At 68.3% G+C, this 13,071-nt stretch carries 13 protein-coding genes; 8 read left to right on the top strand and 5 right to left on the bottom strand.

Annotation, left to right across the window (positions count from 1 at the left end; genetic code table 11):
- Positions 1-8: 8 nt before the first annotated feature.
- On the bottom strand, positions 9-1,481 hold the full coding sequence (locus ACGLHR_RS33375; protein ID WP_400099165.1) for a PLP-dependent aminotransferase family protein: 1,473 nt from the start codon (positions 1,479-1,481) through the stop codon (positions 9-11).
- A 246-nt stretch (positions 1,482-1,727) separates the two neighbouring features.
- Between ACGLHR_RS33375 and ACGLHR_RS33370 the strand changes: the two genes are divergently transcribed.
- From ACGLHR_RS33370 to ACGLHR_RS33345, 6 genes are all read left to right on the top strand, one after another.
- Positions 1,728-3,374: a cbb3-type cytochrome c oxidase subunit I gene (locus ACGLHR_RS33370; protein ID WP_400099163.1), complete on the top strand. Its 1,647-nt coding sequence runs from the start codon at positions 1,728-1,730 to the stop codon at positions 3,372-3,374.
- Positions 3,375-3,376: 2 nt separating this feature from the next.
- Complete coding sequence (locus ACGLHR_RS33365) at positions 3,377-4,123, top strand: cbb3-type cytochrome c oxidase subunit II (protein WP_400099161.1); 747 nt, start codon at positions 3,377-3,379, stop codon at positions 4,121-4,123.
- Entirely contained in the window at positions 4,120-4,725 is a 606-nt protein-coding gene (locus ACGLHR_RS33360; protein WP_400099159.1) for a c-type cytochrome, read from the top strand. The genes ACGLHR_RS33365 and ACGLHR_RS33360 overlap by 4 nt, the downstream gene beginning before the upstream one ends.
- Entirely contained in the window at positions 4,722-5,384 is a 663-nt protein-coding gene (locus ACGLHR_RS33355) for an SCO family protein (protein ID WP_400099157.1), read from the top strand. Before ACGLHR_RS33360 ends, ACGLHR_RS33355 begins: the two co-directional genes overlap by 4 nt.
- A gap of 2 nt (positions 5,385-5,386) precedes the next feature.
- On the top strand, positions 5,387-5,962 hold the full coding sequence (locus ACGLHR_RS33350) for a hypothetical protein (RefSeq protein WP_400099155.1): 576 nt from the start codon (positions 5,387-5,389) through the stop codon (positions 5,960-5,962).
- A gap of 435 nt (positions 5,963-6,397) precedes the next feature.
- Complete coding sequence (locus ACGLHR_RS33345; protein ID WP_400099153.1) at positions 6,398-7,270, top strand: DMT family transporter; 873 nt, start codon at positions 6,398-6,400, stop codon at positions 7,268-7,270.
- 78 nt (positions 7,271-7,348) lie between these two features.
- Here the strand turns inward: ACGLHR_RS33345 and ACGLHR_RS33340 are convergent, their stop codons facing one another.
- The 4 genes from ACGLHR_RS33340 to ACGLHR_RS33325 all read right to left on the bottom strand — a co-directional run bounded on the left by ACGLHR_RS33340 (position 7,349) and on the right by ACGLHR_RS33325 (position 10,355).
- Entirely contained in the window at positions 7,349-7,999 is a 651-nt protein-coding gene (locus ACGLHR_RS33340; protein WP_400099151.1) for an HAD domain-containing protein, read from the bottom strand.
- Positions 8,000-8,220: 221 nt separating this feature from the next.
- Positions 8,221-8,841, bottom strand: coding sequence for an N-acetyltransferase (locus ACGLHR_RS33335; RefSeq protein WP_400099149.1), 621 nt, complete (start codon positions 8,839-8,841; stop codon positions 8,221-8,223).
- Positions 8,842-9,035: 194 nt separating this feature from the next.
- On the bottom strand, positions 9,036-9,908 hold the full coding sequence (locus ACGLHR_RS33330) for a hypothetical protein (protein WP_400099147.1): 873 nt from the start codon (positions 9,906-9,908) through the stop codon (positions 9,036-9,038).
- Between the two features lie 258 nt (positions 9,909-10,166).
- On the bottom strand, positions 10,167-10,355 hold the full coding sequence (locus ACGLHR_RS33325; RefSeq protein ID WP_174423822.1) for a hypothetical protein: 189 nt from the start codon (positions 10,353-10,355) through the stop codon (positions 10,167-10,169).
- Between the two features lie 182 nt (positions 10,356-10,537).
- Here ACGLHR_RS33325 and ACGLHR_RS33320 point away from each other — a divergent pair, with 182 nt between their 5' ends.
- Both ACGLHR_RS33320 and ACGLHR_RS33315 read left to right on the top strand, forming a co-directional pair.
- A complete protein-coding gene (locus tag ACGLHR_RS33320) occupies positions 10,538-11,488 on the top strand; it encodes an ABC transporter ATP-binding protein (protein WP_400099145.1) in 951 nt (316 codons plus the stop codon).
- The gene (locus ACGLHR_RS33315) at positions 11,485-12,819 is read left to right on the top strand and encodes an ABC transporter permease (protein ID WP_400099143.1); all 1,335 of its coding nucleotides are present in this window, start codon (positions 11,485-11,487) and stop codon (positions 12,817-12,819) included. Before ACGLHR_RS33320 ends, ACGLHR_RS33315 begins: the two co-directional genes overlap by 4 nt.
- The last annotated feature ends 252 nt before the right edge of the window (positions 12,820-13,071 follow it).

Here is a 13,071-nt window from a genome sequence, read left to right as displayed (position 1 = left end):
TGCTGCCCTTATTGCATCGTCAGCCTGGCCAGGCGGCCCAGCGTGGCGAGCGCGGCGTCGGTCCTGTCGTCGAAATCGTGGCCGCAGTTGATGCGCAGGCAATGCCGGAAGCCGCCATGCGCGGAGAAAATCGGGCCGGGCGCGATGCTGATGCCGTGCGAGAGGGCGTAGCGGTGCAGCGCAAGGCTGTCGGTGCCGGGCGGCATTTCGATCCACAGGAAGTAGCCCCCAGCCGGCCGCGTGGCCCGCGTGCCCGGCGGGAAGTGCCGCGCGATGGCCTGCGCGAAGACGTCCTGCCGCTGCATCAGCGCCTGGCGCAACTGCCGCAGGTGACGATCGTAGCCACCCTTCTCCAGGTAGTTAAGGATAGCGGCTTGCGTCGGCGCCGCTACCGTCAGCGTGCTTGTCAGCTTGGCGCGCGCCACTTCGCGCGCGAAGCGTCCGGGCGCGGCCCAGCCGATCCGGTAGCCCGGCGCCAGGCATTTCGAGAACGATCCGCAGTGCATTACCAGCCCCTGCGTGTCGAACGCCTTGGCCGGGGTGGGGCGCTTGTTGCCGAAGTACAGCTCGCCGTAGACGTCGTCCTCGATCAGCGGCACTTCGAACCGCGCCAGCAACTGCACCAGGTCGCGCTTCTTGTCGTCGGGCATCAGGCTGCCCAGCGGATTCTGGAAATTGGTCATCAGCCAGCACGCGCTCGGGCGGTGGCGTTCCAGCGCGCGGGCCAGGGCGTCGAGCTCGATGCCTTCGCGCGGGTGCGTGGGCACTTCGATGGCGCGCAGGCCGTGGCGCTCCAGCGCCTGCAGCGCGCCGTAGAAGGTGGGCGACTCGATGATGACCGCGTCGCCCGGGCGCGTGACGGCCGCCAGGCACAGGTTCAGCGCTTCCAGCGCGCCGTTGGTGATGACGATCTCGTCCGTGTGCACGGTGAGCCCGTCGATCAGGTAGCGCAGCGCGATCTGGCGGCGCAGGCCGGCGTTGCCCGGCGTCATGTCGTCCACCGAGCTCCATGGGTCCAGCTGCTGGACGACCGCCGCCATGGACTTGGCCAGGCGCGGCAGCGGAAACAGCAGCGGGCTGGGAAACGCGGAGCCGAGCGGCACCAGTTCGCGCTGCTTGGCCGATGCCAGCACGTCGAAGACCAGTTCGCTGACGTTCAGCACGGTGGAGTCTTCCGCCGGTTGCGACGCGGCCTCGGGCTCGGGCGGCAGCACGCGGCTGGTGCTTGCCACGAAGTACCCGGAGCGCTGGCGCGCGATGATCAGACCGCGTGCCTCCAGCAGGTAGTAAGCCTGGAACACCGTGGAGGGGCTGAGCCCGCGGCTGGCGCTGGCCTGGCGCACGGAGGGCAGGCGGTCGCCGGGCCGCAGGGTGCCGGCCTGGATCGATTGCGCGATATCGTCGGCCAGCATTTCGTAGAGCGTGCCGGGAGCGGCTTCCCCGTCTTTGCATTGGGGTGTGTCTGGCTTGCTGGGCGGCATCGATGATCCACTGTTTGGCGCGCGTCTGATTTCCGGCAACTGTATCGTATCCGCGCGAGGCGCGACACAGCGCGTAAAAATATCCCGCTTCGGCGGACTTGCTGCGGCAACATGTCGCGCCGGAATCCCTCTGATCCGGTCGTATTGGTCCGATCTGATGCTGTTCGGCCCGGCCTTGCCTCCTTAGCATTCACTGTACGTAAGCCACGGCCGCCACGGCGCCGTCTGGGAAGTGCAAGGAAACCCATGGATCCCACGAGTCTGTTGTTAGCTACCTTCCTGCTGTCGGTTGGTGGCCTGTTTGCTTTCATCTGGTCGTTGCGCAAGGGCTTGTTCGATCTCGAAGCCGCCGGTGCGCGCACCATCTTCGCGCCCGGCGAGGTCGGCCAGCCGGAGGAGCCGTCGAGCGACCTGGTGCAGCGCCAGGCGCTCTGGGTGGGCGCGGCGTCCAGCCGGGAGGCGCCTGTCGCGAGCGCCGCGGCCCGCGCCGATCTCGAGGCGGAGCTGGCAGCGCGGCATGAGGCCGATCGCTCCAGCGCCCTGCCGGCCCTGCTGATGCTGTGCTGCGCCGTGGTCTGGCTGGTGGTGGCGTCCGCCGCCGGCCTGCTCAGTTCACTCAAGCTGCATATGCCCGACCTGCTGACCGAGCAGGCCTGGCTTTCCTTTGGCCGCCTGCGCACGCTGCACCTGAACGCGGTGGCCTATGGCTGGGCGCCGATGGGGTTGCTCGGGCTGACGCTGTGGATGCTGCCCCGCTTGCTGCGCACGCCGCTGCTGGGCGGGCGCTTTGCCATGATCGGCGCGCTGGTCTGGAATGCCGGGCTCGTGGCGGGGCTGGGCGCCATTGCCGTGGGCATCAATGCCGGCATGGAGTGGCTGGAGATCCCGTGGCAGGTGGGCCTGCTGTTCGCACTGGGCGGGATGCTGATCGGCCTGCCGCTGGCGTTCATGCTGCAAAAGCGCCGCGTGCATCATCTGTACGTGTCGGTCTGGTACATCGGCGCGGCGCTGTTCTGGTTCCCGGTGTTGTATGTGGTGGCCAAGATCCCGGGCGTGCATTTCGGCGTGGAGCAGGCCACCATGAACTGGTGGTTTGGGCACAACGTGCTGGGTCTGTTCTATACGCCGCTGTCGCTCGCCTCGGTCTATTACTTCCTGCCCAAGGTGATCGGGCGGCCGGTGCGCTCGTACAACCTGTCGCTGCTGGGCTTCTGGACGCTGGCGTTCTTCTACGGCCAGGTCGGCGCGCACCACCTGATCGGCGGCCCGATTCCGCCGTGGCTGATCACGCTGTCGATCGTGCAGAGCGTGATGATGATCATCCCGGTGACCGCGTTCTCGGTGAACCAGCACCTGACGCTCAAGGGGCATTTTGGCGCGCTGCGCCACTCGGCCACGCTGCGCTTCATCGTGTTCGGCGCCATCATGTACACGCTGGCGTCGGTGCAGGGCTCGTTCGAGGCGCTGCGCTCGCTCAACGCGGTCACGCACTTCACGCACTTCACCGTGGCGCACGCGCACCTGGGCATGTACGGCTTCGTGTCGATGGTGATCTTCGGCGGCATCTACTTCGCGCTGCCGCGCATCGTCGACGCGCCGTGGCCCCGGCCCGCGCTGATCTCGCTGCATTTCTGGCTGGTGGTGGCGGGCTTCTCCACCTACCTCATCACGCTGAGCATCGGCGGCGTGCTGCAGGGCCTGGCGCTGCTGGACCCGGCGCGTCCCTTCATGGAATCGGTGACGCTCACGCTGCCCTGGCTGCAGGGGCGCTCGCTGGGCGGCGCGCTGATGACGCTCGGCCACCTGGTCTTTGCCTTCCACTTTGCCTTGATGGTCTTGCGTCCTTCCGCGCTTGCGCAGACCGATCGCATGGTTTCCCAAGCGGCTGCCTGAACATGGAAAACGAACTCAAACTTGTGGGCGGGGCCATGGTCACGCTCTCGCTCGCCACTTCGGCCATGATCGTGGTGCCCTTCCTGCAGCTCAAGGATGTGCCCGCGCCGGCGGCGCTGGCGCCCTACACCAGCGAGCAGCTGCGCGGGCGCGAGGTGTATCTCGCCAACGGCTGCATCGCCTGCCATACGCAGCAGCCCAGCTCCACCGGCGCCGGGCGTGCCGACGGCGCGCGCGGCTGGGGCCGTCCGTCCGTGGCGGCCGACTACCACTATGACAGCCCGCCCTTGCTCGGCACCATGCGCACCGGCCCGGACCTGTTCAACATCGGCGTGCGCCAGCCGAGCGCGGACTGGCACCTGGGCCATCTCTACCAGCCGCGCGCCTATGTGGCGGACAGCATCATGCCGGGCTATCCGTTCCTGTTCGAGCTGAAGGCGGAAGGCGCCGTCAGCAAGAGCGACAAGGTGGTCGCGCTGCCGGGCGGCACGGTGCCGCCCGGCAAGGTGGTGGTAGCCACGCCCCAGGCACTGGACCTGGTGGCCTACCTGATTGGCCTGCGCCACACCTACCCGGTGGTGGAGCAGGCGGCCGTGGCCGACGCAACCGGCCACTCGCCGGGGCGCGCTACGCTGGCATCCGTTTCGATCGCACCTTCCAACCCGCTCGGTGCGATCGCTTCTTCTCAATCCGCCTCCAGCTCGCCGACGCCGCCCGCGGCCGGCGCGCAAGCCAGCCAGCCAAGATGAAGCCCTCGCAAGCCCATAAGACAGAAAACGCCGATCCGTTCGAGCAGCACAACCCGGTGCCAAAAATCGTGCTGGCGCTGGTGTGTGGCCTGCTGGCCTGGGCCATCAGCTACATCCTGATCGAGCGCGCCGACGGCAGCGCCGCGCTGGGCGACCGGCGCGACCTGGCCGCGCTGGCCGCGCCCGCCGGGCAGGGCAGGGTGGCCGACGGCAAGCAATTGTTCGCCGCCAATTGCCAGGCCTGCCACCAGGCCAGCGGGCAGGGCATTGCCGGCGTGTTCCCGCCGCTGGCCGGCTCGCCATGGGTCAACGGCGATCCGGACCGGCTCGCGCAGATCCTGCTGCACGGCATGAGCGGCCCGCTGGACGTGCTTGGCTCCACCTACAACGGCGCCATGCCGGCCTTTGGCGAGCAGTTCTCCGACCAGGAGATCGCGGCGCTGGCCACGCATATCCGCAGCCAGTGGGGCAATGGCGCCGCGCCGGTCGAGGCCGCGCAGGTAGCGGCGGCGCGCGCGGCTTCCGTCGCGCAGAAGGCGCCCTGGCACGGCGGCGAGGCGCTGCAGGCATTCATGACCGCGGGAGGTGCCGCCAAGCCATGACGCGTGCATGGAGCAGGACGCTGGCGATGGTTGCGCTCGTGCTGGTGTTGGCCGGTGCGGCAGTGTTCGCCACTACGCGCGGCCTGCGCACGGTCAGCGCCGATGGCGCCCGGCGCCTCGATCTGGCTCGCGCCCCGCGCGAGTTGCCGGCGCTGGCATTGCTCGACCAGGCGGGTCGGCAGTACGCGTTCGGCGGCCCCATTGCGCAGGGCAAGAGCACTGACAAGAGCATTGACAAGAGCGAGTTGCCCGTCACGCTCGTGACCTTCGTCTATACGCAATGCATGGCAATCTGCCGCACCAGCGCGTCGGGGCAGGCCTGGCTGCAGCAGCAATTGCGCGAGCGCCGCCTGCAGGATCGCGTGCGCCTGCTGACGCTCTCCTTCGACCCGGCCCGCGACACGCCCGCCGCGCTGCTGGCCTATGCGCGCACGCTGCGCGCCGATCCTGCCATCTGGATCTTCGCCACGGTGGCCGAGCCCGCGCGCTTGCGCGGCCTGCTCGACGCCTTCGGCATCGTCGTGCTGCCCGATGGGCTGGGCGGCTACTCGCACAATGCCGCGCTGTTCCTGGTCGACGCGCAAGGCCGGCTGGCCGCTGCCTATGACGTGGAGCGGCCGGACCTGGCGCTGGCCGACGTGCTGCGCGGCCGGCCGTGAGGGTGCGGCTTGCACCCGGCTGGCAGGCCTGCCTGCCCGGCGTGCTGCTGGCCCTGGCCGCGCTGTTTCGCCCATGGCTGGAGGCGAGCATGGCCAGGCATATGGGCCTGGAACTGCCGTTGCTGGCACTTGCCGGCTGGTGGGCGGCGCGCTGTGCCGGCCCGCGGCTGGTGGCCTGGCTGGCTCCATGGAACGCGGCGGGGCTGCCCGGCCTGCTGGCGGCGTGGTGCATTGTCAGCTACTGGATGCTGCCAGTGGCGCTGGACGAAGCCACGCTTGCGGGCCCCATGGGCATGGCCAAGGTGGCGAGCATGGTGCTGGCGGGGCTGCTGGCGCGCGCCTCGTGGCAGGCCGCCGGCCCCGTGCTGCAGGGCTTCTTTGTCATCAACGGCACCTGGATGATGCTGACCGCGGGCTTGCTGTACCAGGAGGCGGAGTCGCAGCTGTGCAGCACTTACCTGGTCGATGAGCAACTGGCGGCGGGCCGGGTGCTGGTGCTGTGGGGGCTGGCGTTGCTGGCGATGTGGCTGGTCGCGGTCGGCAGCCGGCTCGCGGTGGATCGCGCGCCGGTGGCCTAGGCCAGCGAGCGGCCGGCAAGCGTGACAGCGTTGCCACGCGCGTTGGCGTGGTGTAACGTTACGCAGTCCTTCGGGACCTGGGTGTTTGCTTCCCCGCCCCCATCCTTTCTTGCGGATTCCCATGCATCACGCTGCGCACAACGCCTTTGCCGCCATCGCGACCCGTACGGGTGCGGTCCGGCCGTGCGCCGCTTTCGCATTGTTCGCATCGTTCGCACCGCCTGTCACTTCCCCGCCGCGCACGCGGGCCGGCCTTGCGCCGCCGCCCCCAGCCGTGCTGGGCTGACCTTCAGCCCGTCTTTTTTTCGGCATTTTCCTTCTTCGGCTGGTCCCTACCTGATGCCAGGGGGCGTTCGCCCCCGCGCGGTGTCTATGTGCCGGGGCGCGCCGGGGTTTCCGGATTGTTTCTCCGGATTACCGTGACAGGTGAAACTCATGGCTTTGAACAAAACCGCACAGAGCGCGCATGGCTCGACCACGCTCTTCGTGCTGCTATGGAGCAGCGGCGCCATCTTTGCGCGCCTCGGGCTGGAATACGCTTCTGCCTTTGCCTTGCTGGCCGCGCGCTTTGCGCTGGCGCTGGCCGTGCTGCTGGCACTCGCGGCATGGCGGCGGCGCTGGATGCCGCAGTCCGGCACGCGCTTGCAGGTGGTCTGCGCCGGGCTGCTGCTGACCGGTGCGTATTCGATCTTCTACCTGCTGGCGCTGGCGCGCGGCATCACGCCAGGCGTGCTGGCCACGTTGCTGGGCGTGCAGCCCATCCTGACCTTGCTGCTGGTGGAGCGGCGCTTTTCCGCGCGCCGGCTGGCCGGGCTTGCGGTGGCATTGTGCGGGCTGGTGCTGGTGGTCTACCAGGGCATCGGGCTGGCGCGCATCTCGCCGCTGGGCATGGGCTTTGCGCTCGCCGCGCTGGCGTGCATGACGATCGGCGCCATCCTGCAAAAGCGCATCCGGCAGGCGCCGCTCGATGTGATGCCGTTGCAATACGGCGCTGGCCTGGCGCTGTGCCTGCTGTTCGTGCCGTTCCAGCCGATGGCGGTGGCGCCCACGGCGGGCTTCGCGCTGTCGCTGGGATGGCTCGCGCTGGTGATTTCGGTGGGCGCCACGCTGCTGCTGTACCGGCTGATCCAGGCGGGCAACCTGGTCAACGTCACCAGCCTGTTCTACCTGGTGCCGGCCGTGACCGCGCTGATGGATTACCTGTTCCTGGGCAATCGCCTTGCCGCGCTGAGCCTGGCGGGCATGGTGGCGATCGTGCTTGGGCTGGTGCTGGTGTTCAGTCAAAAAGCGGGTAGCCAGGCGGCCTGAAAGCCAAGCCGGCCCCGGCCGCTACGCGCCGAACAGGCGCGCCGCGGCCGGGGCCGGCTTGCACTGGCGTGTAGCGTATCAGGCGTGCGCCAGCATCTTTTCAGTGCGCCGCGCCGGCAACGCGAGCGTTGGAACGTCTTGCAGCAGCGGCGCTGCAACGGTGCCCGCGCCGAAGCGCGCAGGCGCTTCCTTGGCCAGGCGGCGCAGCCGCTCCAGCCGGGCTTCCACGCGTGCGTCGGGCCGCGTGTCGAGACACAGGGTGGACGGGCATGCCACGCCGAGCATGTCCAGCGCCTGCTTGAAGTTGGCCGGCGTCAGGCCCTCGGCCGGATTCACGCTGACCACGTGCGGCAGCAGGTGCGCGTATTGCGGATCTTGCATCGACGCCGTGTCGCAGGTCAGGATGGCAAAGGCCTGCGGTGCCGGGCGGCGCGCAAAGTAGGCCGCGATGCGCGCAGCGTGGCCGCCGGGCACGTCGGGGGTCATGCCCTCTACCTGCAGGTCAAGCTGCTGCAGGATGGCGGCGGGAACGCCACGGCGCCATGCCTCGGATACCACCACGCGGGCACCGGCCAGGCCGAACAGGCGGCGCACGAAACCGAGCGCGACGGGATCGAAGAAGCGGACGTCGCGCAGGGTGCCGGTATCGGGAATTCCGCCCAGCCGAGCCTCGGAGCGGCTCGAGTAGAGGACACCGGGGACGTCAAGCATGATGAGGCGTTCGGACATGATTTCCTATTGGGTTGCAGCGCCGGTTGGCACGTTTGAAGATTACGACGCATCCGAGGAAATCTGGAGAGGCGAGAAGTGCCTAAGTTGCAACATATTTGTAACTTGAGATGCGACTTCGTAAAATTCAGCGATTCGCTCGGGCTAGTTGTTTCGGAGCGAAACAATTAGCCCGGGCGATTCCGGTTTTCACGCAGCCCGCAAGCGGCGCCAGCGCGGCTTTACAGCATGCCGGTGGCCGCCGCCAGCCGCTCGATGCTCCAGCCCTTGCCCAGCAGGACCATCCGCGTATGCAGGTCGTCATGCACTTCGCGGCTGACCTCCTTCCCGAGATAGGTCAGCGTCTTATAGCGCAGATCCACATAACCCAGCACATAGTCTTTCGACAGCGAATGCCACAGGGCATTGGCGCCGGCGGACTGCCGCGCGCCGGTCATCAGGCACAGGCCCGCATCGAGCCCCCACCGATAAATCGCCGTGGCCAGTCCGCGGCGCTGGTAGGCCGTCTCGTACTTGGAGTGCGGTGCGCGCAGGTAGCGGTCGGCGCGCCGTCCCACCTCGATCAGGCGGTTGAAGACGGTGTAACCGGCCAGGCGCTTGCGTGCCACGTCCTCCACATAGACGTAGTACTCGCCATCCGCCTCTCTGTAGCGGATCACCAGCTCCGGCGAGTCGGTGGCGATTGCCGGGATACCGTGCAGGCGATCGCCCGGCCGGTGCAGGCGGCCGTAGATGGAGCCGAACTCCTGGTCGAGTTCGGCGGGACGGTGGCTGACATCGATGCGCAGTTCCAGCTTGCGCGCGAGCCACGGAATCGCCATGGCCGGCGCCATGATGGACATGTCGTTCTCCTGGAGACGCGGCTGTTATGCCGGCATGTGCTGGAAGCCCCGTGCCAGGGCAAACACCACGACCATGAAGAAGGCCAGGACCAGCAAGACTTTGTAGAACATCGCTTTATCTCCCAGGGGATGGATGAGAACGGTGAGAACGGTGAAAACGGCAAAGGAACAAAGGCAAGGCGGGCGTTGGCAACTCAGCGCATGGCAGGTTCCTCCCACCGTCCGCTCACCAGGCCTTCGGGCTTGCGCGCCGCCAGCACCCTCGCACTCGCCGGCCAGGCATCGACCCTCACATCCAGGCCGGCGTACACGCCATAACCTATGCCCGCGCGGATATCGTCGCCCGCCTGCAAGCCTTCGCCCGCCTTGATGGCGCATTCGGCCACGATGGCCTCGAGCGCCTTGATGCCCCAGCCGGCTTCCAGATGCATGCCGCAGCGAATGGAAGCACCACACTCGATGCCGTGGCCGGTGCGCACGGTGTGGCGCGCGTCGATGACACCACCGGCGCGAATGCTCTTGCCGCAGTGAATGGCCGCTTGTCCAACCAGGTCCTGCCCGGCCACCGCGCTGCCGGCGAGCGCGATCTTGCCGCCGCACAGCACATCCCAGCCGGCCTTGAGGTTGCTGCCGCCGGTGATTGCTTCCTGCACGTCGATGCCCCATGCGGCCTTGATATCGCCGCCGGCATCGAGCACGCCGCCGCTGTGAATGCCGCCGGACGCCGCGACGCTGTCGCCGGCCACGATGGCCCGGCCCGCGCGAATGCCGCCGCCGGCCTGGATGCTGCCGCCGGCGCGCAGCGTGGTCTCGACGTCGATGCTGCCGCGCACCACCAGCGAGCCGGCAAAGACCACGGCATCGGCGTCGATGGCGTCCACGGCCAGCACGGCGTCGGTGGGGCCGAACTGTGTGAGCAGCCAGCAGGCGTCGTCAACGCGGCCGGCATCGACGAGGGCGTCGAGCAGGTGCTGGTAGTCGCTGCCGCCCTGGCGGTTGCGGACGAACCAGCGGTAGCCATCGGCGCAGGGGCGCTTGGCTTTGACAAAATTCTTGGTGAGCTCCATGGCGATGAAGGCGTGCGAAGTGAATGCCGCGAACGCGCCGCGGCAGGAAAAAGGGGTGCAGGGCCATGACGGGGCAACGGCTAAGCCGTTGCCCCGTGCTCAATCAGAGATTGATGAGAAAGTAGACGACGGCGACGGTGCCGATCGCACAGAGGGTCTTGTGATAGATCGAAGACGAAGACATGGCTTTTCTCCCAGGTTGCACATTGGACAAGGGGCGCAACGCGCGCCCTCAGGCAAAGTGCCGTGCGGGGAAAGTCAGGACCTGGCTGGTGTGTCCTGGTTTCCCCGCACGGCCTGGAAAAGCACGGCGGCGAAACCATAGGTGTTGACCGCGGCCGGTGTGGCGCGCAGCGAGCGCACGCCGCCCTTGGCCGCGCATGCACGCGTCGCCACCGCATGCATGGCATGGCGGCGGACTGCGTTGCGGTGCGGGACGAGGAGCATGCGGTCTCGAATGAAGGGTGGAAAATCCTGGCAAGCGCGCTGCCGTTTTGGGAGGCAGCACGGTCAGTTATGCCACATCGGGTAGGGCTTGTCCAGCCGGCCCCTTGCGTGGGGACGCGATGCTGGTGTTCGGGCCGCACGCCTCGGCTAGAATCGCTGCGTCTTCACGAGAGGGGCGCACCATGCTCGAAGCCATCGGCCTAGGCAAATCGTATGGCACGCGGGCGGTGGTGAAGGAGGTTGCCTTCACCGCCGCGGGCGGCGAGATCACCGGCCTGCTGGGGCCCAACGGGGCTGGCAAGAGCACCACGGTGGCGATGCTGTGCGGCCTGGTCGCCCCCGATGCCGGCCGCGTCCTCATCGGCGGCCGCGCGCTGCAGGATGCCGACGCGCGCGCCGTGAACGTGCTCAAGCGCCGTATCGGGTTGGTGCCCCAGGAACTGTCGCTCTATGAGGAACTGCCTGCGCGCGCCAACCTGGAGTTGTTCGGCGCGCTCTACGGCCTGTCGGGCTCGCTGCTGCGCGAGCGCACGGCCGAGGCGTTGGCGCTGGTGGGTTTGTCGGCCCGCGCGCGCGACAAGCCCACGCATTTCAGCGGCGGCATGAAGCGCCGCCTGAACATTGCCTGCGCGCTGGTCCACGATCCCGATATCCTGATCTTCGACGAGCCCACCACCGGGGTCGACCCGCAAAGCCGCAACGCCATCTTCGACAGCCTGGAAGCGCTGCGCGAGCGTGGCAAGGCGCTGCTCTACACCACGCACTACATGGAAGAGGCCGAGCGCCTGTGCGACCGCATCGTGATCATGGACCACGGACAGGTGGTGGCCAGCGACACGCTGGCCGGCCTCTATGGCCGGCTGCCGGTAGCCGAGACGCTGCAGGTCACGGTCGACGGCGCACTCGACGCCGCGCAACTGGCGCACGACTGCGCCGCGCACCACGTACGCCACGCGCAGCAAAGCGGCGAAGTGCTGAGCGTCGGCGTGGACGATCTCGCGTGCGCCGTGCCCGCGGTGATGGCCTGGCTGGCCACCCGCGGCCATGCGGTGCGGCACCTGGCGTCGAGCCGGGCCACGCTGGAGGATGTGTTCCTGGCCCTGACCGGGCGGCAACTGAGGGACGGAGCATGAGCGCGTCGAATGCAGTGACTGCCCTGTTCGCACTGGTCCGCGCGGACCTGCGGCTGTATTTCTCGGATCGCCGGGCGCTCGTCACGGGCGTGGCCGCTCCCATCGCTATCGCAGCATTCTTCGGCTACCTGTTCAACCCCGCCATGCAGAAACCATCGCGCATCCCGGTGGCGCTCAGCGACCTCGATGACAGTTCCTTGTCGCAGAAGATCGTCGCGGCGCTGCGGCAGGATCCCGCATTGCTGTTGCGCGAGCTGCCGGCACGTGCAGCCGACGACGCGGTGCGGCAAGGCAAGGTGCAGGTGGCCGTGACCTTGCCGGGCGGATTCGGCGAGGCGGCGCCCGGCGCGCTGTTCGGCGCACGGGACAAGCCGGTGCTGACGTTGCGCTACGATCCCTCGCAGGCGCTTGCGCTGGCGGTGGTGCGCGGCGTGCTGACCCAGCACGTGATGGAAGCGGTATCGCAGGCGGCCATGAGCAGCGGGCCGGATGCGGCCCGGCCGCTCGGCGCACTGCGCGGCGCGATGGCAGCGAATCCGGCTCTCCCGGGCGCGTACCGCCAGGATGTGCTTGCGATGGTCGACAGCATCGAGCGCGTGCAACGGGCACAGGCGGCGCGCGCCGCGAGCGGCCCGGATGCGGCTGGCCTGCCCGGCATGCGGATGGGGCTGCCGTTCGAGGCGCGCGAGCAGCCGGCCAGCGCGCAGGGCGGCCGTCCCTACAACAGCTACGCGCATGCCTTTGCCGGCATGGGCGTGCAGTTCATCCTCTTCATGGGCATCGAGTCTGGCGTGGGGCTGCTGCTGATGCGCCGCCTTGGCCTGTGGCAGCGCCTGCGTGCCGCGCCGGTGTCGCGCGGGCTGCTGCTGGGCAGCCGCATCGTCAGCGGCGCGCTCACGGCCGTGATCCTGATGGCGCTGATCTTCAGCGCCGCCATCGCATTCTTTGGCGTGCGCATCGATGGCAGCGTGGCCGGCTTTGCCGGGGTGGCGGTGGCCTTTGCCCTGACCACCGCCAGCTTCGGCCTGCTGGTGGCGGCGCTCGGGCGCACGCCGGCGGCCACGCGCGGGCTGGCGATCTTTGCCACCTTGCTGATGGTGATGCTGGGCGGCGCCTGGGTGCCGGCCTTCCTGTTCCCGTCATGGCTGCAATCGGCGTCGCTGGCCTTGCCCACGCGCTGGGCCGTGGACGGGCTGGACGCGATGACCTGGCGCGGGCTGCCGCTGCAGGCCGCACTGGTGCCGATCGGCATGTTGCTGGCCTTTGCCGCGTTGTTCGCGTTGCTGGCGATCTGGCGCTTCGACTGGGAGGAGCCGGCAGGCAGCGCATAAGAGGGCATAACGGGACGCAATAGGGAACGTAAGCGTCCGGCTGCGCGCCACCTCCTAGTATCCCGTTCCGCTGATTCGTTCGCAAAGTCTGTTGAGCTTGGAGCGGGAATTGTAGGTTGGGGGAAGTGTGCGATGTGTATTGCTTGTGGCCCGCTGACGCGGGGGTGTTTCTTTAGGGCGGGGTTTTATTGCTTCTAGCTGCTGTCGCGGCTGGGCGGTGTTGCCGTTTTAGAACGTGTGAGATGTCACTTT

The organism is Cupriavidus sp. CuC1, assembly GCF_044627735.1.
In the GTDB taxonomy this organism is placed as follows: domain Bacteria; phylum Pseudomonadota; class Gammaproteobacteria; order Burkholderiales; family Burkholderiaceae; genus Cupriavidus; species Cupriavidus ulmosensis.
This window is presented reverse-complemented; position numbering and strand designations above follow the sequence as displayed.